The 22,209-nt window shown below is 69.2% G+C and carries 22 protein-coding genes and 1 tRNA gene; 9 read left to right on the top strand and 14 right to left on the bottom strand.

Annotated features, from left to right (window positions below; genetic code table 11):
• Positions 1-259 precede the first annotated feature (259 nt).
• On the top strand, positions 260-2,227 hold the full coding sequence (acs, locus tag B0B14_RS02750) for an acetate--CoA ligase (RefSeq protein ID WP_076679992.1): 1,968 nt from the start codon (positions 260-262) through the stop codon (positions 2,225-2,227).
• Positions 2,228-2,284: 57 nt separating this feature from the next.
• On the opposite strand, the gene B0B14_RS02745 is transcribed toward acs, so the two are convergent.
• Together B0B14_RS02745 and B0B14_RS02740 are read right to left on the bottom strand one after the other, a co-directional pair.
• Positions 2,285-2,743, bottom strand: coding sequence for a RidA family protein (locus B0B14_RS02745; protein WP_076679991.1), 459 nt, complete (start codon positions 2,741-2,743; stop codon positions 2,285-2,287).
• Positions 2,743-2,958, bottom strand: coding sequence for a Sp36 family protein (locus B0B14_RS02740; protein WP_076679990.1), 216 nt, complete (start codon positions 2,956-2,958; stop codon positions 2,743-2,745). Before B0B14_RS02740 ends, B0B14_RS02745 begins: the two co-directional genes overlap by 1 nt.
• A 97-nt stretch (positions 2,959-3,055) precedes the next feature.
• Between B0B14_RS02740 and B0B14_RS02735 the strand changes: the two genes are divergently transcribed.
• The 5 genes from B0B14_RS02735 to B0B14_RS02715 all read left to right on the top strand — a co-directional run bounded on the left by B0B14_RS02735 (position 3,056) and on the right by B0B14_RS02715 (position 7,988).
• Positions 3,056-5,662 (top strand): transglycosylase domain-containing protein, encoded by a 2,607-nt coding sequence (locus B0B14_RS02735; RefSeq protein WP_076679989.1) that lies wholly within the window; start codon positions 3,056-3,058, stop codon positions 5,660-5,662.
• Entirely contained in the window at positions 5,662-6,615 is a 954-nt protein-coding gene (locus tag B0B14_RS02730) for a metallophosphoesterase (protein WP_076679988.1), read from the top strand. Before B0B14_RS02735 ends, B0B14_RS02730 begins: the two co-directional genes overlap by 1 nt.
• A gap of 16 nt (positions 6,616-6,631) precedes the next feature.
• A tRNA-Pro gene (locus tag B0B14_RS02725) sits at positions 6,632-6,705 on the top strand.
• A gap of 63 nt (positions 6,706-6,768) precedes the next feature.
• A complete protein-coding gene (locus B0B14_RS02720) occupies positions 6,769-7,230 on the top strand; it encodes a VanZ family protein (RefSeq protein WP_076679987.1) in 462 nt (153 codons plus the stop codon).
• Positions 7,227-7,988, top strand: a complete 762-nt coding sequence (locus B0B14_RS02715) for an HAD-IIB family hydrolase (protein ID WP_076679986.1) — start codon at positions 7,227-7,229, stop codon at positions 7,986-7,988. Before B0B14_RS02720 ends, B0B14_RS02715 begins: the two co-directional genes overlap by 4 nt.
• Positions 7,989-7,990: 2 nt before the next feature.
• Here B0B14_RS02715 and B0B14_RS02710 read toward each other — a convergent pair whose 3' ends face one another.
• On the bottom strand, positions 7,991-9,325 hold the full coding sequence (locus tag B0B14_RS02710) for an alpha-hydroxy acid oxidase (RefSeq protein WP_076679985.1): 1,335 nt from the start codon (positions 9,323-9,325) through the stop codon (positions 7,991-7,993).
• Positions 9,326-9,335: 10 nt separating this feature from the next.
• Entirely contained in the window at positions 9,336-10,055 is a 720-nt protein-coding gene (locus B0B14_RS02705) for a FadR/GntR family transcriptional regulator (protein ID WP_076679984.1), read from the bottom strand.
• A gap of 104 nt (positions 10,056-10,159) precedes the next feature.
• On the opposite strand from B0B14_RS02705, the gene B0B14_RS02700 reads away from it, so the two are divergent.
• Positions 10,160-10,993, top strand: a complete 834-nt coding sequence (locus tag B0B14_RS02700; protein WP_076679983.1) for a DUF1295 domain-containing protein — start codon at positions 10,160-10,162, stop codon at positions 10,991-10,993.
• Position 10,994: 1 nt separating this feature from the next.
• On the opposite strand, the gene galE is transcribed toward B0B14_RS02700, so the two are convergent.
• From galE to B0B14_RS02670, 6 genes are all read right to left on the bottom strand, one after another.
• Positions 10,995-12,014 carry a UDP-glucose 4-epimerase GalE gene (gene galE, locus B0B14_RS02695; RefSeq protein WP_076679982.1) on the bottom strand — a complete coding sequence of 340 codons (1,020 nt, stop codon included), beginning with the start codon at positions 12,012-12,014 and terminating at the stop codon, positions 10,995-10,997.
• 13 nt (positions 12,015-12,027) lie between these two features.
• A complete protein-coding gene (locus B0B14_RS02690) occupies positions 12,028-12,675 on the bottom strand; it encodes a thymidine kinase (protein WP_076679981.1) in 648 nt (215 codons plus the stop codon).
• Between the two features lie 28 nt (positions 12,676-12,703).
• Positions 12,704-14,176 carry a malate:quinone oxidoreductase gene (locus B0B14_RS02685; protein WP_076679980.1) on the bottom strand — a complete coding sequence of 491 codons (1,473 nt, stop codon included), beginning with the start codon at positions 14,174-14,176 and terminating at the stop codon, positions 12,704-12,706.
• A gap of 93 nt (positions 14,177-14,269) precedes the next feature.
• Positions 14,270-14,995 carry a VIT1/CCC1 transporter family protein gene (locus B0B14_RS02680; RefSeq protein ID WP_076679979.1) on the bottom strand — a complete coding sequence of 242 codons (726 nt, stop codon included), beginning with the start codon at positions 14,993-14,995 and terminating at the stop codon, positions 14,270-14,272.
• Between the two features lie 22 nt (positions 14,996-15,017).
• Positions 15,018-15,227 carry a PLDc N-terminal domain-containing protein gene (locus B0B14_RS02675; protein WP_076679978.1) on the bottom strand — a complete coding sequence of 70 codons (210 nt, stop codon included), beginning with the start codon at positions 15,225-15,227 and terminating at the stop codon, positions 15,018-15,020.
• A complete protein-coding gene (locus B0B14_RS02670) occupies positions 15,224-16,300 on the bottom strand; it encodes an aspartate-semialdehyde dehydrogenase (protein WP_076679977.1) in 1,077 nt (358 codons plus the stop codon). The genes B0B14_RS02675 and B0B14_RS02670 overlap by 4 nt, the downstream gene beginning before the upstream one ends.
• A 101-nt stretch (positions 16,301-16,401) precedes the next feature.
• On the opposite strand from B0B14_RS02670, the gene B0B14_RS02665 reads away from it, so the two are divergent.
• Positions 16,402-16,614, top strand: coding sequence for a helix-hairpin-helix domain-containing protein (locus B0B14_RS02665; protein ID WP_076679976.1), 213 nt, complete (start codon positions 16,402-16,404; stop codon positions 16,612-16,614).
• A 15-nt stretch (positions 16,615-16,629) separates the two neighbouring features.
• Here B0B14_RS02665 and B0B14_RS02660 read toward each other — a convergent pair whose 3' ends face one another.
• A complete protein-coding gene (locus tag B0B14_RS02660) occupies positions 16,630-17,916 on the bottom strand; it encodes an aspartate kinase (RefSeq protein ID WP_076679975.1) in 1,287 nt (428 codons plus the stop codon).
• Positions 17,917-18,032: 116 nt separating this feature from the next.
• Here B0B14_RS02660 and B0B14_RS02655 point away from each other — a divergent pair, with 116 nt between their 5' ends.
• Positions 18,033-18,521 carry a hypothetical protein gene (locus B0B14_RS02655; protein WP_076679974.1) on the top strand — a complete coding sequence of 163 codons (489 nt, stop codon included), beginning with the start codon at positions 18,033-18,035 and terminating at the stop codon, positions 18,519-18,521.
• Here B0B14_RS02655 and B0B14_RS02650 read toward each other — a convergent pair.
• Genes B0B14_RS02650 through B0B14_RS02640 form a run of 3 tightly spaced genes read right to left on the bottom strand, consistent with a single transcriptional unit; the run spans position 18,469 to position 22,178 of the window.
• Positions 18,469-19,410, bottom strand: coding sequence for a DMT family transporter (locus B0B14_RS02650; protein ID WP_076679973.1), 942 nt, complete (start codon positions 19,408-19,410; stop codon positions 18,469-18,471). The genes B0B14_RS02655 and B0B14_RS02650 overlap by 53 nt on opposite strands.
• The gene (gene recR, locus B0B14_RS02645) at positions 19,410-20,003 is read right to left on the bottom strand and encodes a recombination mediator RecR (RefSeq protein ID WP_076679972.1); all 594 of its coding nucleotides are present in this window, start codon (positions 20,001-20,003) and stop codon (positions 19,410-19,412) included. Before recR ends, B0B14_RS02650 begins: the two co-directional genes overlap by 1 nt.
• Before the next feature lie 3 nt (positions 20,004-20,006).
• On the bottom strand, positions 20,007-22,178 hold the full coding sequence (locus B0B14_RS02640; protein ID WP_076679971.1) for a DNA polymerase III subunit gamma and tau: 2,172 nt from the start codon (positions 22,176-22,178) through the stop codon (positions 20,007-20,009).
• Between the last annotated feature and the right edge of the window lie 31 nt (positions 22,179-22,209).

The raw sequence follows: 22,209 nt of genomic DNA, 5'->3' as shown, positions 1-22,209 counted from the left end.
CACGCGCAGCGCCCCGGTTCGGGGGGTGATGGGGCGCCGCAATGCCAGAATCGAATGTTCGGCCGGGAATGAGCATACGCAACAACCCGCAACGATCCAAACAAACGGACCTGCGTTTGGACTGATATATCGGTACCGTCTTCGTCTCGATCTCCCCCTACTAACGGAGGTAGTGCCCTCCTCGTCGGCTGGGTACATTTCGACGAGACATCCATCGCACGACACGGACACGTCCCCCGCACGCAAAGGAGCGCGCCGAATGACCAGTCAGATCGACCATCTCTTCTCCGAGACCCGACGCTTCCCCCCTTCCGAAGGATTCGCGGAGGCCGCGGTCGCCACCGCGGATCTGTACACCGAGGCATCCGCCGACCTGGAGTCCTTCTGGGCGGACCGCGCCCGTGCGCTGCACTGGCACACGCCGTTCACCGAAGTCCTCGACTGGTCGAACCCGCCCTTCGCGAAGTGGTTCGCGGACGGCGAGATCAACGTCGCGTACAACTGCCTCGACCGCCACGTGGAAGCGGGCAACGGCGACCGCGTCGCCCTGCTGTGGGAGGGCGAGCCCGGCGATGACCGCGCTGTCACCTATGCAGAGCTCACCGACGAGGTCAAGCGGCTGGCGAATGTGCTCGCGGGCCTCGGCGTGGTGCGCGGAGACCGGGTCGCGATCTACATGCCGATGGTCCCCGAGGCGGTCGCGGCGATGCTCGCCGTCGCGCGCCTCGGCGCGATCCACTCGGTCGTGTTCGGCGGGTTCTCGGCCGACAGTCTCCGCACGCGCATCGACGATGCCGGCGCGAAGGTCGTGATCACGGCGGACGGCGGCTACCGCAAGGGCAAGGTGTCCCCCCTCAAGCCTGCGGTCGACCTCGCGCTGTCCGACCGCAACGGCTCGGGCGCGCAGGAGACCGTCGAGCACGTGATCGTCGTCAAGCGCGGCGGGAACGCGATCGACTGGGTGGACGGGCGCGACCTGTGGTGGCACGACGTCGTGCCCGCCGCGTCGGCAGAGCACGAAGCCGAGGCGTTCCCGTCGGAGAACCCGCTGTTCATCCTGTACACATCGGGCACGACCGGAAAGCCCAAGGGCATCCTGCACACCTCGGGCGGATACCTGACGCAGGCGACGTTCACGAACAAGGTCGTGCACGACCTGCACCCCGAGACCGACGTGTTCTGGTGCACGGCCGACATCGGCTGGGTCACCGGCCACACCTACGTCGCCTACGGACCGCTGGCGAACGGCGCGACCCAGGTGCTCTACGAAGGCACCCCCGACACCCCGCACGCCGGCCGCTCGTGGGAGATCATCCAGAAGTACGGCGTCACCATCTACTACACGGCGCCGACGGCGATCCGCTCGTTCATGAAGGTCGGCCGCTCGGTTCCGGAGAAGTACGACCTGTCCTCGATCCGGCTGCTCGGATCGGTGGGCGAGCCCATCAACCCCGAAGCGTGGATGTGGTACCGCAAGATCATCGGCGGCAAAGCGGCGCCGATCGTCGACACCTGGTGGCAGACCGAGACGGGCGCGATCATGATCTCCGCCCTACCGGGCGTCACCGAGACCAAGCCGGGCAGCGCCCAGGTGCCGCTGCCCGGAATCTCGATCGACGTCGTCGACGAGGACGGCACGCACGTCGGCAACGGCAACGGCGGCCTCCTCGTCGTCACGCAGCCCTGGCCGAGCATGCTGCGCGGCATCTGGGGCGATCCGGAGCGCTTCGCGGAGACGTATTGGGAGAAGTTCCGGACGCAGGGCTACTACTTCGCCGGCGACGGCGCCCGCCTCGATGAGGACGGCGACGTGTGGCTCCTCGGTCGCGTCGACGATGTGATGAACGTGTCGGGGCACCGCCTGTCGACGACGGAGATCGAATCGGCCCTCGTCGCCAACGAAGCCGTCGCCGAGGCGGCCGTCGTCGGGGCGGCCGACGAGGCCACGGGCCAGGCGGTCGCCGCCTTCGTCATCATCAAGCAGAGCTACCTCGCCGCGCACTCCCCCGACGGACTGGCGCAGTCGCTGCGGTCGTGGGTCGGCGAGCAGATCGGCCCCATCGCCCGCCCCCGCGACGTCTACATCGTCGAGGAGCTGCCGAAGACCCGTTCGGGCAAGATCATGCGGCGGCTGCTGCGGGATGTCGCGGAGGGTCGCGAAGTCGGCGACACGACGACGCTCGCCGACACCGCCGTCATGTCGGTGATCAGCGCACAGGTCCGCTAGAGCACAGCGACGAACGGATGCCCCGGCGCGCGCTGCGCCGGGGCATCCGTCGTCGCATCAGGCGAACGAGAAGACGACCTCGACCTCGACGGGGCTGTCGAGCGGCAGGACGGGGACGCCGACGGCCGAGCGCGCGTGGCGTCCGGCTTCGCCGAAGATCTCGCCGAGCACCTCGCTCGCTCCGTTGATCACTCCGGGCTGGCCGGTGAAGTCCGCCGTCGACGCGACGAAGCCCGTCACCTTCAGGACGCCGGTGAGCCGATCGACGCCGCCGACCGCGGCGGCCGCGGCGGCGATCGCGTTCAGCGCGCACTGGCGCGCATAGGACTGGGCGTCGGATGCCTCGACGGCTCCGCCGACCTTGCCGGCGGCCGGCAGCACGCCCGACACCATCGGCAGCTGCCCGGCCGTGTAGACGAGGTCGCCGTGCGCCTTGGCCGGCACGTAGGCGGCGACCGGCGGCACGACGGAGGGGAGCTCGATGCCGAGCTCGATGAGGCGGGCGGAGACCGACATCACGACCCCTCGAACTGACGCGCGGCCTGCGCCGCGGCATCCAGCCCCGCATTGGACGCGCCGCCGCCCGTGGGCCGCTTGAGGTAGGCCACCAGTCCGCCCTCGGGACCCGGCACGACCTGCACGAGCTCCCAGCCCTGCTTGCCCCAGTTGTTGAGGATCGCGGCGGTGTTGTGGATCAGAAGGGGCGTGGTGAGGTACTCCCACGTGGTCATCGCGGCTCCGGTTTCGATGGGTGTGGAGGGCGTGCGGAAGGGCGGAACGCGGCTCCCGTGAAGGGTTCTGCCAGGTATCTCCCTTACGATCAACCCTATGCCTGATACCAAACGTACGGCCACCGGTGTGCTCGGTGGCCTGCTCGGCCTCGTCGGCCTGAGCGTCGCGGCAGCCGTCCTCGTCACGGCGACGGTGACCCCGGCGATCGCCATCACCGGGCAAGCGGCCACGGGTGCGATCTCGATGTTCGAGAACCTGCCGGAGAAGCTCGAGATCGAGAAGCTCATGCTTCCCTCGACGGTCTACGTGCCGCTGAACGACGGCTCGGGCAACTACCAGGAGATCGCGACCTTCTACGACCAGAACCGCTCTCCTGTCACGTTCGACCAGATCGCCCCCGTCATGTACGACGCGATCCTCTCGAGCGAGGACAAGAACTTCTACAAGCACGGCGGCATCGACCTCGTCGGCACCGCCAGCGCCCTCTTCGACAACCTGCGCGGTCGCGACACCCGCGGTGGCTCCTCGATCAGCCAGCAGTACGTGAAGAACGTGCTGGTCCAGAGCTGCGAGTCCAACGCGGAGACCGACGAGGAGAAGGTCAACTGCTACACGCAGGCGACGCAGAGCCAGGGCACGGAGGGCATCCAGCGCAAGCTCCAGGAGATGCGCTATGCGATCGCGCTGGAGGAGTCGTATTCCAAGAACGACATCCTTCTCGGCTACCTCAACATCGCCGGCTTCGGAGGACTCCAGTACGGCGTCGACGCCGCATCTCGCTACTACTTCGGCGGCACGCCCGCCTCCCAGCTCAGCATCGGCCAGGCAGCCACGCTCGCCGGCATGGTGCAGAACCCCAACACCTATCGCATCGACAAGCCGAACGGCTCGTGGACCGACAAGGACGGCGTCGCACACAACAGCGCGGCCGACGGCTACAAGGACACGCTCGACCGCCGCAACTACGTGCTGGCGCGTCTGCTCGCCGACGGCAAGATCACGCAGGAGCAGTACGACGTCACGCTCGCCGAGCCGATCACCCCCGTGATCACGCCGGCGACGAACGGCTGCGCCACCGCGGGCGCCTACAACGCCGCGTACTTCTGCCAGTTCGTGAAGAACATCATCCTGTCGGACCCCGCGTTCGGCGAGAACGCCGAGGAACGGCAGAAGCTCCTGCAGCGCGGCGGCCTCAACATCTACACGACGTTGGACCTGCGCCTCCAGAACGAGGCTCAGGCGGCGATGGCGGATGCCGCGCCGACGAGCGTCGCCGGCATCCAGTTCGGCGCCGCGGGCGTGAACCTCGAGACCAGCACCGGTCGCGTGCTCGCGATGGTGCAGAACACCCTCTTCAGCGAAGAGGAGGCGGTCACGAGCGTCGACCCGAACTACTCGAGCGTCGTGTACGCCGCCGACAAGCGGTACGGCGGCTCGGGCAGTGGATTCAACGCAGGCTCCACTTTCAAGCTGTTCACTCTGATCGACTGGCTCGAGAAGGGACACTCCCTCAACGAGGTCGTGAACGGCACCACACGGGGGACGATCGGCACCTACAACAACAGCTGCTACGGATCGTCGCAGGTCACCGGCCAGGGCGACAAGAAGATCAACAACTTCGGCGGCGGCGGCGGGCGCGTCGGCACCCCGATGCAGTTCACGGCGTCCTCGCTCAACACGGGCTTCGCCGCGATGGCGAAACAGCTCGATCTCTGCGATATCTCCAAGGTCGCCGCGCGCATGGGGGTAACTCGCGGCAACGGCAACCCGGTCGAGGTCACCGGTGCATACAGCATTCTCGGGTCGGAGGATGTCGCGCCGCTCGCGATGGCCGGCGCCTACGCCACGATCGCGAACGGCGGCGTGTACTGCCAGCCGAAGGCGATCGACAGGATCACCGATGCAGACGGCAACGAACTCGCCCTGCCCGCGACGACGTGCACACCGGTCATCGAACCCAACATCGCCGCCACGGCCGCCCTCGCCCTCCGCGGCGTGATGAGCGGCGGCACGGGATCGGCCGCGAACCCGAACGACCGCATCCCGGTCATCGGCAAGACCGGAACCCACGAGACGTGGCAGACCTGGATGATCGAGACGAGCACGAAGGTCACCTCGGCCGTGGTGGTGGGAACCACCAAGGACGAGGGCAACATCACCCGCCAGTACTTCAACGGGCGTCAGCTCAACCAGGTGCGGTACCTGATCGCGAAGCGCATGCAGACGGCGGCCAACAACGTCTACGGCGGCGACAGGTTCCCGGATGCCGATTCCAACCTGCTGCGCTCCGTGCTCGCCGACCTGCCCGACGTGCTCGGAAAGTCGGTCGCTGAGGGCCAGAAGATCCTCGAAGACGCCGGATTCGAGGTCATCGTCGGCGGCGAGGTCGACTCCAGCATGGGCGCCGGCCTGATCGCGGCGCAGAACCCACCGGGCGGCAAGGCTGCTGGAGGCACCGCCGTCACGATCAACCCGAGCAACGGCCAGGGCGTCGGCGTCCCGGACGTCGCAGGCCAGACGCTCTCCGACGCCGCCAGAACGCTCAACGGAGCGGGCTTCGGCAATGTGCAACCGGGCACGTGCACCGTCGACGCCGCAGCCCCGGGCGGCGGCAAGGTCACCGGCACGACACCCGCGGCCGGAGCCATGGCCAACCGCAACGCGCCCGTGAGCCTGAGCTACACGCGGCCGAGCTGCCCGTAGTGCCGCAGAACGCACAGCGGACCGCCCTCACCGTGCTCGGCACCGTGGGGGCGGTCGGCGTCGGCGCGGCGGTGTGGGGCATCGGCATCGAGCGGTACCTGTTCACGGTGCGCCACCATGAACTGCGGATCCTGCCCGCAGGCGCCGACCCGCTCCGCGTGCTGCATCTCTCGGACGCGCATATGGCGCCCTGGCAGCGCCGCAAGCAGAGCTGGATCGCGGGCCTCGCCGCCCTCCGTCCGGACTTCGTCGTGAACACGGGCGACAACCTCGGCCACGTGGACGGACTTCGCGGCCTCCGCCGCGCGTTCGATCCCCTTCGCGGCATTCCCGGCGTGTATGTGCACGGGTCGAACGATCGTGTCGCCCCGTCTCCGCGGAATCCGATCAAGTACTTCACGGGTCCTTCGAAGGTGCAGCACAAGCCCGAGCCGCTGGATACGGGCGCTCTGGACTCGTATCTCACCGACGACCTCGGGTGGGCGGACCTCAACAACACCGCCGCCCGGATCGACGCCGGAGGGCTGCGCATCGACACATTCGGCGTGAGCGACGCCCATCGCCACTGGGACCGGCTCGAGGTTCTGCCACCTCTCATCGATGCGCTCGACGAGAGATCTCCGTCGGACCTGTCCTTCGGAGTGACCCATGCTCCGTACCGACGGGTGCTCGATGCGTTCACCGAGCTCGGAGCCGATGCGATCTTCGCGGGCCACACGCACGGCGGCCAGGTGCGGGTTCCCGGTGTCGGCGCCCTCGTCGCGAACTGCGACATCCCGCTCCGCCAGGCGCGCGGTCTCTCGGACTGGTCCACCGGCGGGCGCACCGTGCCGCTCAACGTCAGTGCGGGCCTCGGACACTCGATCTACGCCCCCGTGCGCTTCGCCTGCAGACCGGAAGCGTCACTGCTCACGCTGCTCCCCCGGTTCGAACACGGTCACGGGATCAGGTAGACTCGGAGGGTTGCCACGGGGTGTGGCGCAGCTTGGTAGCGCGCTTCGTTCGGGACGAAGAGGCCGCAGGTTCAAATCCTGTCACCCCGACCGGTCAGGGAGGGTTCCGCCACGAGGCGGGACCCTTCCTCCTTTCCCGGATGAGGAGCGCGGATGACCAGGTGGGCACCGCGTCGCCGCACGACATCCGTCGTCGCCCTCACCCTCACAGGCCTGCTGCTCGCCTTCCTCGCGTGGCTGCTCCTGTCGCCCCAACGGCTGGAGGAGCGGCTCCCGGACGGCGTCACAGCCGTCCGCCGCTGGATCTCCTCACAGTTCGGTCCGCAGTTCGCCACGATCGACTGGATGGACGGCATCGCGAACACGGCGGTCTTCGTCGCCGTGGGCATCCTCGCCTATCTCGTCATCCCTCGACGCGCGTGGTGGCTCGCGCTGCTCGTGTCTCCTGCTCTCTCGGCACTCGCCGAGCTCGTACAGGCCGTCGCGCTGCCCGGTCGGGTCTCCGATCCCCGGGATGTGCTGGCGGCGACCGTCGGGGGTGCGATCGGCGTCGGCCTGTCGGCCCTCTGCACGGCGCTGACCGCTCGGCGCCTCCATCCGGAAGGACCCGCATGACCCCGCGCCTCGTCGCGTTCGACCTCGACGACACCCTCGCTCCCTCCAAGGCCGCGATCGATCCCCGCATCGGAGATCTCCTCATCGCGCTGGCCGAACGCGTCGAGGTCGCCATCATCTCCGGCGGGCAGATCGCCCAGTTCCGCGCGCAGGTCGTGGAGCGGCTCCCGGAGACCTCCCCCGACGTGCTCGCGCGGATGCACCTGATGCCCACGTGCGGCACTCAGTACTACCGACTCACCGCGGACGGCGTGACGACGGTCTACGCCCACTCGCTCAGCGACGACGAGAAGTCCCGCGCGATGTCCGCTGTCGAGGAGGAGGCGCGCCGCCTCGACCTCTGGACGAGCGAGCCCTGGGGCGACATCCTCGAGGACCGCGGTTCGCAGATCACCTTCTCGGCCCTCGGCCAGTCCGCCCCCCTCGAGGCGAAGATCGCGTGGGATCCCACCGGAGCCAAGAAGAACGCGCTGCGCACCGCGGTGGCCGAGCGCCTCCCGGATCTCGAGGTGCGCTCGGGCGGATCGACCTCGGTCGACATCACCCACCGCGGCATCGACAAGGCCTACGGCATGACGCGGCTCGCGGAGATGACCGGCATCCCGCTCGACGACATGCTCTTCTTCGGCGACCGCCTCGATCCCGAAGGCAACGACTACCCCGTGCTCGCGCTCGGCGTGGCCTGCCAAGCGGTCGAAGGGTGGGAGGAGACCGCCGATCTGCTCGACGCGCTCCTGGCCACCCTCCCCCCGCGCTGACCTCAGCCGTCGACGTCGGTGCCGGCGGGAGCCGGGTTGACGCCCTTCGTCACGCCGGCCTTCGCCGTGCGCCGCGGGCTCGGCTTTGTCGGAGAGCCCGTCTGACCCGCGACGGGGGTGAGTCGCTGCAGCTGGGTGACGTGGCGCGGCTCGAGCTCTTCGAGCGACGAGACGCCGAGCAGCTTCATGGTGCGCTCGATCTCGCTGCGCAGGATCACGATCGTGCGGTCGACCCCCTGGCGCCCTCCGGCCATGAGGCCGTACAGGTAGGCGCGTCCGATGAGGGTGAACTTCGCGCCGAGGGCCACCGAGGCCACGATGTCGGCGCCGTTCATGATGCCCGTGTCGACCATGACCGTCGCGTCGGCACCGACCTCGCGGACGACGTCGGGCAGCAGTCGGAACGGGATGGGGGCGCGATCGAGCTGGCGCCCGCCGTGGTTGGAGAGCACGATGCCGTCGACGCCGAGGTCGATGAGCCGCTTCGAGTCCGCGATGTTCTGCACGCCCTTGATGACGATCTTGCCCGGCCAGAGCGAGCGGATCACCTCGAGGTCGTCGTAGCTGATCGTCGGGTCCATGGCGGCGTTGAGCAGCTCGCCGACAGTGCCCCCCGTCGTGGACAGCGACGCGAACTCGAGCTTCGGGGTCGTGAGGAAGTCGATCCACCACCACGGGCGCGGGATCGCGTTGATGATGGTCCCGACCGTGAGCTGCGGCGGGATCGCGAACCCGTTGCGCTTGTCGCGGAGCCGAGCGCCCGCGACGGGTGTGTCCACCGTGAACATCAGAGTGTCGAAGCCGGCAGCCGCCGCCCGCTCGACGAGACCGTAGGAGATGTCCCGGTCGCGCATGACGTAGAGCTGGAACCAGTTGCGCCCGTACGGGTTGGCCTTCTTGACGTCCTCGATCGACGTCGTGCCCAGGGTCGACAGCGTGAACGGGATGCCGGCCGCCGCCGCCGCGCCCGCTCCGGCGATCTCGCCCTCGGTCTGCATCAGGCGCGTGAATCCCGTAGGGGCGATGCCGAAGGGAAGCGCCGAGCGGCCTCCGAGGATCTCGGTCGACATGTCGACGTTCTCCGCGGGGCGGAGGATGTCGGGGTGGAACTCGATGTCTTCGAACGCCTGACGCGCACGCGCGAGCGAGAGCTCGCCCTCGGCCGCGCCGTCGGTGTAGTCGAACGCCGCCTTGGGCGTACGACGCTTCGCGATCGTGCGGAGATCGTCGATCGTGAGAGCGGCGTCGAGGCGACGCTTCCGGCCGTCGAGCTCGGGCTTCTTGAACTGCATGAGCTCGAGGAGCTCTTTCGGATTAGGCAGCTGTCGCTGAACCATACGGTCCCCCTCAGTCCTTCTGCGACGGGGCCGGGAGCCCCGCGTCCGCGTAATAGCCGGTGATGTGCGCGCGCACGAGACGGCGGGCACGCGCGGCGTCTCCCCCCTCGATCGCGAGCAGGATGTCGCTGTGCTCGTGGCGCAGGCGCCGCGTGGTGGCATCCCAGTCGGGGATGTTGTCCGCCCCGCGCCGGATGTAGCTCTCGATCGCGGTGCGCAGCCCCGCCATCGTCGCCGCGACGACGATGTTGTCCGCCGCGTCGGTCAGACACAGGTGGAACTGCGCATCGAGCGCGAGGAAGTCGTCGATCGACAGCCCATCCGCCTCCATCGCGACGAGCGTCGCCCTGGCGGGCTCCAGCGACGGCTCGTCGGCGTCCGCCAAGTGGGCCACCGCCCACTCCTCCAGCAGCAGACGCGTCTCGTACACGTCGGGGATCGGAAATCCCTTGGCGGCGATCTGGAGGCGCAGCAGCTGAGCGAGACCGCCGTGCGGCGTTGCCACGATGATGGCGCCGGAGGTCGGCCCCGAGCCCGTCCCCGTGCGGATGAGTCCCATGACCTCCAGCACCCGCAGTGCTTCCCTCACGCTCGAGCGACCGACCCCGAGGGTGGATGCGAGCTCGCGCTCGGGGGGCAGCCGGTCTCCCGGGCCGTACTTCCCGTCGAGCAGGTCCTTCTCGATCGTCTCGAAGACGACGCGCCATGCGCGTGCGGTGGGCTCGGTCATTGAGATCCTCCAGGTGGTCAGGCCACAGTACACACACGTGGTCAGACCGCGCAAACCCGGCCGTGCAAAAGCCCGGCGGGGCATCCAGCCGCTACCGTGTGTGCATGGATCCCCTCACCATCGTCCTCATCGTCGCCGCCGTGACGTGCGCCTTCTGCTGGATCGCCTCGCTCCTGACGAAGGACACCTCGTGGGTCGACCGCATCTGGTCGGTCGTCCCCGTCGTCTACGTGTGGATCTTCGCGGGCGCGGCGATCGCATCCGGCGAGGAGTCGGTCCGGCTCGTCGTGATGGCAGTGCTGGCCACCGCCTGGGGCGCCCGCCTCACGTTCAACTTCGCCCGCAAGGGCGGCTACACCGGCATGGAGGACTACCGGTGGGCGATCCTGCGCGGACGCATGAAGCCGTGGCAGTTCCAGATCTTCAATCTGCTCTTCATCGTGCTGTACCAGAACGCGCTCCTGGTGCTGATCACGCTGCCCGCGTACATCGCGTGGCTGCACCCCGCGGCGTTCACCGGATGGGATGCCGTCTTCGCCGCGCTCTTCGTCGCGTTCCTGATCGGCGAGTACGTGGCCGATCAGCAGCAGTGGACGTTCCATGAGGCGAAGAAGGCCGGCACCGCACAGGGATTCCTGACCACCGGGCTGTTCGCCTTCAGCCGCCACCCCAACTTCTTCTTCGAGCAGGCGCAGTGGTGGGCCTTCTACGCCCTCGGTGCGACGGCGGCCGCAGCATCCGGTCTCGGGCTGTGGGGCGGCGCGCTCAACTGGACCATCGTCGGCGCCGTCCTGCTCACGGTGCTGTTCATCGGCTCGACGATCTTCACCGAGTCGATCTCGTCGTCGAAGTACCCGGGCTACGCGCAGTACAAGCACACGACGTCGATGCTGATCCCGCTGCCCCGGCGACGCGCGACGGCCGAAGCGGCCGCCTGACTCACGCGGTCTGGAACCCCTGCGGGTTCTTGGACTGCCAGTTCCACGCATCCCGGCTCGCGTCGTCGATCGTGCGCTCGGCGGTCCAGCCGAGTTTGCGCTGCGCCTTCGCCGGATCGCAGTACGTCGCGGCCACGTCTCCCGGGCGCCGGGGAAGGACGCGGCTCGGCAGCTCTCGACCGACGGCCTTCTCGAACGAGGCGATGAGCTCGCGCACGCTCACGGGCCGCCCGGTGCCGAGGTTGAACACGTCGTAGCCGGGGGCGCCCTGCTCGAGCGCCTTCACGTGGCCGACGGCGAGGTCGACGACGTGGATGTAGTCGCGAAGACCCGTGCCGTCAGGAGTGTCGTAGTCGTCGCCGAAGATGCCGATCTCCTCGAGCGCACCGACCGCGACGCGCTGCACGAAGGGCATGAGGTTGTTCGGGATGCCGGACGGGTCTTCGCCGATGAGCCCGCTCTCGTGGGCGCCGACCGGGTTGAAGTACCGCAGCACGGTCACGTCGAGCTCGGGGTTGACCCGCGCGACGTCGGCGAGCACGACCTCGTTCATGCGCTTGGACTTGCTGTACGCGTTCGACAGATCGATGCTCGTCGTCGACTCCTCCGTGAAGGGGAGGTCGGCGGGGTCGGAGTACACCGTGCCGGTGCTCGAGAACAGGAACGAGCGGATGCCGCGGGCGATGCCGGTCCGCAGCAGCGCGAACGTCGTGTCGAGGTTGTTCGCGTAGTAGTCCAGGGGCTTCTGCAGCGACTCGCCCACCGCCTTGTACGCCGCCAGGTGCACGATCGCGTCGAAGGGCCCGTGCTCGTCGAACGCGGCTTCGACGACCGCGTCGACCGACGCGTCGCCGACGACGAGGGGCACCGGAGCCCCTGTGATGACGGACACTCGCTCCGCGGCGACGGCCGACGTGTTGGAGAGGTCGTCGAGCAGGACGACCTCGTGCCCGGATTCGATGAGTGCCACGGCGACATGCGCCCCGATGTAGCCGGCGCCGCCGGCGAGGAGGACTCGCATGCCTCCAGCGTACTCAGCCCAGACGCCCGCCCGATTCACGCAGATAGCACTCGGCGCACATCGATTCGTAGGTGACGCGGTCCGTGGTCAGCTCGTCGATCGCCACCTGGTCGCCCTCGAAGACGAACCGGCCGCCCACCAGCCGGGCGTTGAAGATCGCCTTGCGTCCGCAGCGACAGATCGTCTTGAGCTCCTCCAGGCTGTGGGCGAGCTCCATGAGCCTGCGCGATCCGGGGAACGCCTGGGTCTGGAAGTCGGTGCGGATGCCGTAGGCGAGAGCAGGCACGCCCTCCAGCACGACGATGCGCAGCAGGTCGTCGACCTGGTCTCGAGTGAGGAACTGGGCCTCATCGACGAGGAAGCACGCGACGTCGACCGGATGCTCGTCCGACTCGGGCACGAGCGACGCAGAGGCCTCGATCCGTACGCGGGCGCGATGCTCCGCGAACATCGCACGAAGATCGTCGCCCGGCCGGATGAGGAAATCGACCTTGCGCGTCACACCCAGTCGGCTCGAGATCTCGTCGGCGCCCTTGGTGTCGATCTCCGGCTTGGCCAGCAGCACGTGCTGACCGCGTTCCTCGTAGTTGAACGCGGCCTGCAGCAGCGACGTCGATTTGCCGGAGTTCATCGCCCCGTAGCGGAAGTAGAGCTTGGCCACCCCGAGAGTCTAGGTGCACCCGGAACGGCTACACCGAGATGGCGAGCTTCCGCGCCGTCTCGGCGACCGACTCCTCGGCACGGGCGGGGTCGGTGTTGAGCGTGGTTCCGTAGCTCGGGATCAGCGCCTGCAGGCGGGGCGTCCACTCGTCGATGCGGTCGGGGAAGCATGTCTTCAGCAGCCCGAGCATGATCGAGACGGCGGTCGATGCGCCCGGCGATGCGCCGAGCAGCCCCGCGATCGTGCCGTCGGCGCCCGTGACGACCTCGGTGCCGAACTGCAGCACGCCGCCCTTCTTCGGGTCCTTCTTCATGACCTGCGCGCGCTGACCGGCCTGCAGCAGCTCCCAGTCCTCGTCCTTCGCCGTCGGCATGAACGTGCGGAGGCTGTCGACCTTCTTGGCATGGTTCTTCATGAGCTCGCCCACGAGGTACGTGATGAGCGACGGATTGTCGACGGCGACCTTGATCATCGGCCAGAGGTTGCCCGGACGCACCTGCGTCACGATGTCCAGCATCGAGCCGTTCTTCAGGAACTTGGGACTGAACGTCGCGAACGGACCGAACAGGAGGGAGGACTCACCGTCGACGACGCGGGTGTCGAGGTGCGGCACCGACATCGGCGGGGCGCCGACGGATGCCTGGGAGTAGACCTTCGCCTTGTGCTGGGCGACGAGGGCGGGATTGCTCGTCTTGAGCCACTGACCGCCGATCGGGAACACGCCGTACCCCTTGATCTCGGGGATGTGCGAGCGCTGCAGGAGCTTCAGAGCCCATCCGCCCGCGCCGACGAAGACGAACTTCGCGTCGGTCGTCCCCGGGGTGCGGCCGATCGCATTGCGCCAGCCGACCCGCCACGAGCCGTCGGGCAGACGCTTGAGCCGGCGCACCTCGCGGTTGGTGACGACCTCCGCGCCCTTCTCCTTCAGGTTGTCGAAGAGCTGGTGCGTGAGGGAGCCGAAGTCGACGTCGGTGCCGGCGGGAACCCTCGTCGCGGCGAAGGGCTCGCCGGCGCGTCGCTTCTGCATCAGCAGGGGCGCCCACTGGTTGATGACCCGCGAGTCCTCCGAGTACTCGATCCCCGCGAAGAGCGGCTCCTTCGAGAGCGCCTCGTAGCGCTTCTTCAGGTACGCGACGTCCTTCTCACCGCGCACGAACGTCATGTGCGGAGCGGAGTTGATGAATGTCTGGGGCGCGTCGAGCACGCCTTCGTCGACGAGGGTCGACCACAACTGCCGGCTCTGCTGGAACTGCTCGTTGATCGCGATCGCCTTCGCCGGATCGACCGAGCCGTCGGGGCCCTCCGGCATGTAGTTCAGCTCGCACAGGGCGGCGTGCCCCGTGCCGGCGTTGTTCCACGCGTTGGAGCTCTCGAGCGCGACGTCGTGGAGACGCTCGTACACGACGATCTTCCAGTCCGGCTGCAGCTCCGCGAGGAGGGTTCCGAGCGTCGCGCTCATGATTCCGCCGCCGATCAGCAGCACATCGACTTTCTCTGACACCCCTCGATTCTAGGTCGCCGCGGGCCTCGTCCCGGTCGCGGGCGGCCCCGGCATCCGGCAAGGATCCCTGTTCTTGCCCGGGCGTGAAGAGCGCTAGGGCGATGGGCTGGGCACGACGTCGCCGTCGACGTCGATCTGAGGGATGAACTGGTCGATCACCTCGAAGACGTTTCCGGCGAGGAACGACAGCAGGGCGATGAACAGGCCGATCGTGATGGAGCGTACGACGGCGCGCATCGGATGCCCCGTGCCGGCCTTCGCGGAGACGAGACCCGTGACGGTGAGCGATGCGATGACCACCGCGAGCGAGACGGCGATGCGCCACGCGTCGTCGACGAAGACGACGGCCATCGTGAGCGGCAGGGCGCCCGAGAGGAACGCCAGGAAGCCGCGGACGGCGATCCAGACGGGGCGCGTGGCCGGTGTCGCGTCGTCCAGGATGCCGTACTCGGTCTCGAGCTGAGCGCCGAGCGCATCGCGCGTCATGAGCTGGGCGGCGACCTGGTCGGCGAGCCTCGGATCGAGACCGCGCTTGACGTAGTGATCGCGGAGTTCGGCGCGCTCCTCGTCGGGGCTCATCGCGAGGCGGCGCTTCTCCTCATCGATGATGGCGATCTCGGCCGCCCGGTCCTGTGCGGCCTCGGCGTAGGCGGCGCCGCCGAGGGACAGCCCTCCGGTGATCATGAGCGTCACGGCGGCGAAGAGCACCGTCTCATCGTTGGCGCCGGCTCCGGCGAAGCCCTGCACGATGCCCGTGGTCGAGATGATCCCGTCGTTGGCGTCGAGCACCCACTTGCGTACGACGGCGGCATCGACCATGGCGGCTGACCCGGGCCTGGTGTCAGCGGCGGATGCCGAAGACGAAGTAGGCTGCGGGGCCGATCCAGTTGACCAGGATGACCGGGATCCACACGGGCTTCGGACCGCGGACCTCCTTCGCCCGCCGGTGACCGAGGTCCCAGAAGGCGAGGAACGCGAACGCCACCTGCACGATGCCGACGACGGCGATGCCGACGCGCGCGACGGCGCTCGAGGGCGCTCCGCCGGTCATCGCGAGACTCCGGCGCCGAGGCGCGCCGCGACGAGCTCCGCGATCTGGACCGCGTTGAGGGCCGCACCCTTTCGGAGATTGTCGTTCGCGATGAAGAGCACGAGACCCTTCCCCTCCGGTGCGGACTGGTCGGCGCGGATACGGCCGACGAAGCTGGGGTCCTTGCCCGCCGCCTGGAGCGGCGTGGGCACCTCGTCGAGCTGCACGCCGGGGGCGGAACCGAGCAGCTCGCGCGCGCGGTCGGGCGTGATGTCGCGGGCGAACTCGACGTTGATGCTGAGCGAGTGGCCGGTGAAGACGGGGACGCGCACGCACGTGCCCGCCACGCGGAGGTCGGGTAGCTCGAGGATCTTGCGGCTCTCGTTGCGGAGCTTCTTCTCCTCGTCGGTCTCGTTGAGGCCGTCGTCGACGAGGTTCCCGGCGAGGGGGATGACGTCGAAGGCGATGGGCGCGACGTACTTCTCCGGCTGCGGGAAGTCCACCGACGAGCCGTCGTGCACGAGGCGCAGGATGTCACCCTGCGCGAGGACGCCCTCGACCTGTCCGAGGAGCTCCTGGGCGCCCGCCAGACCCGACCCGCTGACGGCCTGATATGTCGACACGATCAGACGCTCGAGGCCCGCCTCGGCATCCAGCACCTTCAGCACCGGCATCGCGGCCATCGTGGTGCAGTTCGGGTTCGCGATGATGCCCTTGTGCGCCTCGGCGATGGCGTGCGGGTTGACCTCGCTCACGACGAGCGGCACATCCGGATCCATGCGCCAGGCGCTGGAGTTGTCGATGACGACGGCGCCGGCCTCGGCGAACCGAGGAGCGTGGGCGCGGCTTCCGGTGGCGCCGGCGGAGAAGAGGGCGACGTCGATGCCGGCGGGGTCGGCGGTCTCGATGTCTTCGATGATGACCGTCTCACCGCCGAACTCGACGGCCGTGCCGGCGGAGCGGGCGGTCGCGAACAGGCGGAGCTCGCGGATCGGGAACGAGCGCTCGGCGAGGATCTCGCGCATGACGGTGCCGACCTGGCCGGTGGCGCCGACCACGGCGACGGAGATACCTGAGTCTGAGATGCGGGTCATGCGGAGTCCTCGGGGTGCGCGGCGCGCGGGACGCGCCTGTTTGCGCCGAGTCTACCGGCGGCGGATGCCCCGCCGGACATGCGTGCGGCTACCCTCGACGCATGGCGACGCGACGCATTCCCGAGCAGATCGGCGATCTGCCGCGCATCGGTCGCCCCGCCACGCGAGCGCTCCTCCAGGCGGGGATCACGACGCTCGCCGACGTCGCCGCGCTGCCGCAGCGCGAGGTCGAGGCCCTGCACGGGGTCGGCCCCAGGGCGATCGCGATCCTCGACGCCGCTCTCACTGCGCGCGGAATGTCGTTCGCGCCCTGACGCGGGGGTTCGGCGTCAGCGCCCGGTGCCCGCGTAGACGACCGCCTCGGCGTCGCCGTCGAGACCGTAGGCCGTGTGCACGATACGCGCGGCATCGGCGAGGTCGTCGCCGCGGAGCACCACCGAGATGCGGATCTCCGACGTGGAGATCATCTCGATGTTGATCCCCGACACGCTCAGCGCCTCGAACAGCGTCGCCGAGACACCCGAGTGCGTGCGCATCCCGGCGCCGACGACCGACAGCTTGCCGATCTGGTCGTCGTGCACGAGCGACTCGAAGCCCACCTCGACCTGATCGGCCGCGAGCGCGCGCAGCGCCGCTCCGGAGTCGGTCTTGGGCAGCGTGAACGAGATGTCGGTGCGGCCGGTGGCCGCGGCCGACACGTTCTGCACGATCATGTCGACGTTGGCGCCCGACTTCGCGACGATCTTGAAGATCTCGGCGGCCTTGCCCGGCACGTCCGGCACGCCGACCACCGTGATCTTGGCCTGGCTGAGGTCGGTCGCGACTCCCGCGACGATCGGCTCTTCCATCTCTTCTCCCTCTGCGGCTGCGGGACGGGACATCCCCTCACCCAAAACGTAGGTGCCGGGGCTCGACGAGAACGTCGAGCGGGCGTTGATGAGCACGCCATGACGACGGGCGTACTCGACGGCGCGGATGTAGAGCACCTTGGCGCCGTTCGCGGCGAGCTCGAGCATCTCCTCGGCGGAGACGACATCGAGCTTGCGGGCCCTGGGAACGACGCGCGGATCGGCCGTGTAGATGCCGTCGACGTCGCTGTAGATCTCGCACACGTCGGCCTCGAGGGCCGCCGCCAGGGCCACCGCGGTCGTGTCGGAGCCGCCGCGGCCGAGCGTCGTGATGTCACGGGTGTCGCGGTTGAAGCCCTGGAAGCCGGCGACGATGACGATCGCGCCCTCGTCGAGCGCTTCGCGGAGGCGGATCGGGGTGACGTCGACGATGCGCGCCGCGCCGTGCACGGCATCCGTGATCATGCCGGCCTGACTGCCGGTGAAGGATCGCGCCTCGAAGCCCATCGAGTGGATCGCCATCGCGAGGAGCGCCATCGAGATGCGCTCTCCGCTGGAGAGCAGCATGTCGAGCTCGCGCGGCGCCGGGATGGGCGCGACCTGTCCCGCGAGATCGAGAAGCTCGTCGGTGGTGTCGCCCATCGCGCTGACGGCGACGACGACGTCGTTGCCGGCGCGTCGGGTGTCGACGATGCGCTTCGCGACCCGCTTGATGCTCTCGGCGTCGGCGACGGAAGACCCGCCGTACTTCTGGACGATCAGCGCCACGTTCGACCACTCCCCTGACCGGACGCCTGGATGCTGCGCCCGACGAACCATCTTACGGAGAGTGTGATTCCCGCCCGGCCATGTGACGCGCCGCGCGGTGCCGATAGCATCCCGGCATGGATCCGCTCGAGGCATGGACCGACTTCAACGTCGCGATGGCAGGCGCCACCGCCGCCCTCGCGGGTCTGGTCATCGTCGCCGCGAGCGTCAACATCGCCGACATCGTCAAGGCCGTCTCGCTCACCGCCCGCCTCGCGGCCGGGATCTCGAGCCTCGTGCTTGCCCTCTCGGTCTCGGCGCTCGGGCTCATCCCCGAGTTCTCGACGATCCTCTACGGAGCATGCGTCCTCGTGCTCGCCGTCGTGTCCGGCGTGTTCCAGTCGGTCGCGACGCGCCGGATCTACGAGAACGTCGATCCGGCCAACCGGTGGAGGCTCGCGAAGGCCGCGATCGGGTTCGTCGCGCCGGGCCTCTACGCCGCCGGCGGCATCGCCCTGCTGATCGGAGAGCCCGTCGGCCTTCTGCTGTTCGCGTTCGGCGCCGTCGTCGCGATCATGACGGCGCTGCTGGTGTCGTGGGTGGTCCTGGTGGAGGTGCTGCGGTAGCCACGCGGATGCGGCCGCCGGTCGCCGCGAGCCAGCATCCGAGGAGGACGAGGGGGAAGCCGAACAGCAGCCCCGCGTGCAGCTGCTCACCGAGGATCACGACGCCGAGGGCGATCGCGATGACCGGGTTGACGTACGTGAACAGCGGCGCGCGCACGGGCCCGACCTCGGCGATCAGGGCGAAGAAGGCGATGAAGGCGACGGCGGTGCACAGGATGCCGAGCAGCGCGAGCGAGATCGTGCTGCTGACCGTCGGCACGTCGTGCTGCGTCAGGAGCCCGATCGGGAGGTAGAAGACGCCCACAGCGGCGAGCGACACCGTGATGGTGCCGAGCGCCGGGACGTCGGCGAGCTTCGTGGCCACGATGAACGGCGCGATGGCGTAGCAGACGGCGACGACGAGCACCTCGCCGATCGCGACGAGGGCGGTCGCGCCACCTGCAGCCAGACCCGGCCCCCAGACGATCACGGCCACCCCGGCGAAGCCCACGACCAGACCGATCCACCGCGCCGGCGCGAGCACGCTGCGATCACCGCGGGTCACCGCGATGAGGGCAGCGAACAGCGGCACGGTCGCCACCAGAAGCCCCGTGAGCCCGGAGGGAAGGGTCTGCTCGGCATGACTCAGCAGGAAGAAGGGCCCTGCCATCTCGATCGCACCGAAGGCCAGCACCCACGGCCACAGCCGAAGCGCGGGACGCAGCGCCCGCCGGTGCAGCGCGAGCGGAAGGAGCAGCGCTGCTCCGAGGAGCGTGCGGCCGGCGACGACCGCAGCGGGAGAGAACGAGTCGACGGCCTCCTTGATGAAGAGGTACGGCATCCCCCACAGCAGCGCCATCGCCGCGAAGAGGAGCCATCCGCGCGTCGAGACGGCGCGCACCTCGACCATCAGATGCTGCGTCGGCCCTCGAACGCACGGCCGAGCGTGACCTCGTCGGCGTACTCGAGGTCGCCGCCGACGGGGAGTCCCGAAGCGAGGCGGGTGACGCTGATCTCGAGGCTGTGCAGGAGCCGGCTCAGATACGTGGCGGTCGCCTCGCCCTCGAGGTTCGGGTTCGTGGCGATGATGACCTCCTGCACGGTGCCGTCGGCCAAGCGCTGCATGAGCTGGGTGATGCGCAGGTCGTCGGGGCCGATTCCCCCGATCGGGCTGATCGCGCCGCCGAGCACGTGGTAGAGACCCCGGAACTCCCGGGTGCGCTCGATGGCCGAGACGTCCTTGGCGTCTTCGACGACGCAGATGAGCGTGAGGTTGCGTCGCGGGTCGCGGCAGATGATGCAGCGGTCCTGCTCCGACACGTTGCCGCAGATCTCGCAGAACCGCACGCGTTCGCGGATCTCACCCAGCAGCGTCGACAGCCGCGCCACGTCGAACCCCGGGGTCTGCAGAATGTGGAACGTGATGCGCTGCGCCGACTTCGGCCCGATGCCGGGAAGGCGGCCGAACTCGTCGATCAGATCCTGGACGATTCCGTCGTACATGGCTTAGCTGAACCTCGTCGGGGGCTCGTAGGGCTCTTCTCGCACGAAGGTCGCGCCGAGCACCTGTCGCACGACGGCTTCGCCGTAACGCCGCACGCCGTCCTCGCGCGAGCGGACGACCGGCAGTCGCGGCGCGACGACGGGCGGGACGGGGACGTCGACGGAGGCGCCGGCGTCGAGATCGTCGGTCTCGAGCTCGTCGTCGAGCGAGATCGCGGGCTCGAGGTCGCGGGCCGGGAGGACGTCTCCTTCGCGCGGCGCGGTGAGCGTCGCCGTGATCACCGGCGACGCCGCCTCTTCCGGCTCGTCGTCGACGGCGAACTGGCCGACCGACGGGGCGGGGGGCCCATCCGTCGGGATCGGAGCCACGGCCCACTCGGTGACCGGCGCCACGGCCGCAGGTCGGGCGGAGGCGGGTGCTCCGCGCGGAGCCGGCGGCGGCACGGACTCGGTGCGCGGTGAGGGACGCTCGGGCGCCCGGACGGGCGCGGACTCGGCGGGCGGCTCCGGGTCGGGGTCGGGGTCGGGATCCGGCGCGTCGGCGTCGGAGGGAGGTGCGACGTCGTCGCCCTTCACCTCGACGCGGGGCAGGAAGCGGACTTCGATGCCGAGCACATCCGTGATGGCCTGACGCACATCGACGTGCGCATCGGTGCCGCCGAGCGCCTTCGGCTTGAACTTGTCGATGTCGCGCGCGCTCTGGAACGCCAGCGTCAGAACGTATCCGTCAGCGGTCTGCGCGAGGTCGAGGGGCTGGGTGGCCATTGCGAGCATCCACGAGGAACGACTGATCCCTTCGAGGCGCCCGAGCACTTCGGGCCAGGAGTCGCGCATGCGCTGCAGGGTGATCGGCCCGGAGGCGACGGACGGAACCGGAGCGAGAGCGGGCTGCGCCGCCGGAGCGGGGGCCGCCGCGGGGCGGGACGGCTCTTCGGCGAGCGCGGGGACCGCGGGCGGGGCTGCCACTGGCGCGGGCGCCGCGGGAACGGTCGCCGCGGGCGCGGAAGCCTCCGGCGCGGACGCACGGGTGGGGGCGACGGGCGCCGGCGACACAGCCGCCGGTTCTGCGACGGCGACGTGGCTGGCCAGCACGCGCGCGACCATGAGCTCGAGCTGGAGGCGCGGCGACGTGGCTCCCGACATCTCATCGAGGGTCGTCACCACGAGATCGGCCGTGCGCGAGAGGCGTGTCGCGCCGAACAGGTCGGCCTGGCGGCCCATCCGGGCGAGGTCTTCGGCCGAGACGCCGCGCAGCACCGCGGACGCGCCCTGGCCCGTGGCGGCAATGATGATGAGGTCGCGGAGGCGCTCGAGCAGGTCGTCGACGAACCGGCGCGGATCCTGACCCGTCTGCACGACGCGGTCGACGGCAGCGAAGGCGGCCGCGGCATCGCGCGCCGCGAAGGCGTCGACGACCTCGTCGAGCAGTTCGCCGTGCGTGTAGCCGAGGAGCGCGACGGCGCGGGAGTAGGTCACTTTCGCGTCTTCGGACCCGGCGATGAGCTGGTCGAGCAGCGACAGCGTGTCACGCGGCGACCCTCCGCCGGCGCGCACCACCAGCGGCAGCACACCGGCCTCGACCTCGACGCCCTCGGTCTGACACAGCTCCTGCACGTACTCGAGCATGGCGGCGGGCGGTACGAGCCGGAACGGGTAGTGGTGCGTGCGCGAGCGGATCGTGCCGATGACCTTCTCGGGCTCGGTCGTCGCGAAGATGAACTTCACGTGATCCGGCGGCTCCTCGACGAGCTTGAGCAGAGCGTTGAAGCCCTGCGGCGTCACCATGTGCGCCTCGTCGAGGATGAAGATCTTGAAGCGGTCGCGCGCCGGAGCGAAGATCGCACGCTCGCGCAGGTCGCGGGCGTCGTCGACGCCGTTGTGGGATGCCGCGTCGATCTCGACGACGTCGAGAGACCCGCCTCCCCCTCGGCCGAGTTCGACGCAGCTGTCGCAGACGCCGCACGGCGTGTCGGTGGGACCCTGCGCGCAGTTGAGGCAGCGGGCGAGGATGCGCGCCGACGTGGTCTTGCCGCACCCGCGGGGACCCGAGAACAGGTAGGCGTGGCCGACCCGATCGCTGCGGAGAGCCGTCATCAGCGGATCGGTGACCTGCGCCTGGCCGATCATCTCGCCGAACGCCTCTGGTCGGTAGCGGCGGTAGAGAGCGGTGGTCACCGTCTCAGCCTACGTCGTGGCGGGGACATCC

Origin of the sequence: Microbacterium sp. RU33B (assembly GCF_900155915.1) — a bacterium.
GTDB lineage: Bacteria > Actinomycetota > Actinomycetes > Actinomycetales > Microbacteriaceae > Microbacterium.
Note: the sequence above shows the minus strand (reverse complement) of the source record. Positions and strands in the feature narration are given on the sequence as shown.

Bases quoted from the DNA above. Each gene is read 5' to 3' on its own strand.
- B0B14_RS02705 (WP_076679984.1), bottom strand. From the start codon at position 10,055: ATGACCGAGCCCACCGCACGCGCATGGCGCGTCGTCTTCGAGACGATC.
- B0B14_RS02680 (WP_076679979.1), bottom strand. From the start codon at position 14,995: ATGGTCGATGCCGCCGTCGTACGCAAGTGGGTGCTCGACGCCAACGAC.
- B0B14_RS02655 (WP_076679974.1), top strand. From the start codon at position 18,033: ATGGATCCGCTCGAGGCATGGACCGACTTCAACGTCGCGATGGCAGGC.
- B0B14_RS02710 (WP_076679985.1), bottom strand. From the start codon at position 9,325: ATGGTTCAGCGACAGCTGCCTAATCCGAAAGAGCTCCTCGAGCTCATG.
- B0B14_RS02675 (WP_076679978.1), bottom strand. From the start codon at position 15,227: ATGACCGGCGGAGCGCCCTCGAGCGCCGTCGCGCGCGTCGGCATCGCC.
- B0B14_RS02670 (WP_076679977.1), bottom strand. From the start codon at position 16,300: ATGACCCGCATCTCAGACTCAGGTATCTCCGTCGCCGTGGTCGGCGCC.
- B0B14_RS02720 (WP_076679987.1), top strand. From the start codon at position 6,769: ATGACCAGGTGGGCACCGCGTCGCCGCACGACATCCGTCGTCGCCCTC.
- B0B14_RS02715 (WP_076679986.1), top strand. From the start codon at position 7,227: ATGACCCCGCGCCTCGTCGCGTTCGACCTCGACGACACCCTCGCTCCC.
- recR (WP_076679972.1), bottom strand. From the start codon at position 20,003: ATGTACGACGGAATCGTCCAGGATCTGATCGACGAGTTCGGCCGCCTT.
- galE (WP_076679982.1), bottom strand. From the start codon at position 12,014: ATGCGAGTCCTCCTCGCCGGCGGCGCCGGCTACATCGGGGCGCATGTC.
- B0B14_RS02665 (WP_076679976.1), top strand. From the start codon at position 16,402: ATGGCGACGCGACGCATTCCCGAGCAGATCGGCGATCTGCCGCGCATC.
- acs (WP_076679992.1), top strand. From the start codon at position 260: ATGACCAGTCAGATCGACCATCTCTTCTCCGAGACCCGACGCTTCCCC.
- B0B14_RS02650 (WP_076679973.1), bottom strand. From the start codon at position 19,410: ATGGTCGAGGTGCGCGCCGTCTCGACGCGCGGATGGCTCCTCTTCGCG.
- B0B14_RS02745 (WP_076679991.1), bottom strand. From the start codon at position 2,743: ATGTCGGTCTCCGCCCGCCTCATCGAGCTCGGCATCGAGCTCCCCTCC.
- B0B14_RS02740 (WP_076679990.1), bottom strand. From the start codon at position 2,958: ATGACCACGTGGGAGTACCTCACCACGCCCCTTCTGATCCACAACACC.
- B0B14_RS02700 (WP_076679983.1), top strand. From the start codon at position 10,160: ATGGATCCCCTCACCATCGTCCTCATCGTCGCCGCCGTGACGTGCGCC.
- B0B14_RS02735 (WP_076679989.1), top strand. From the start codon at position 3,056: ATGCCTGATACCAAACGTACGGCCACCGGTGTGCTCGGTGGCCTGCTC.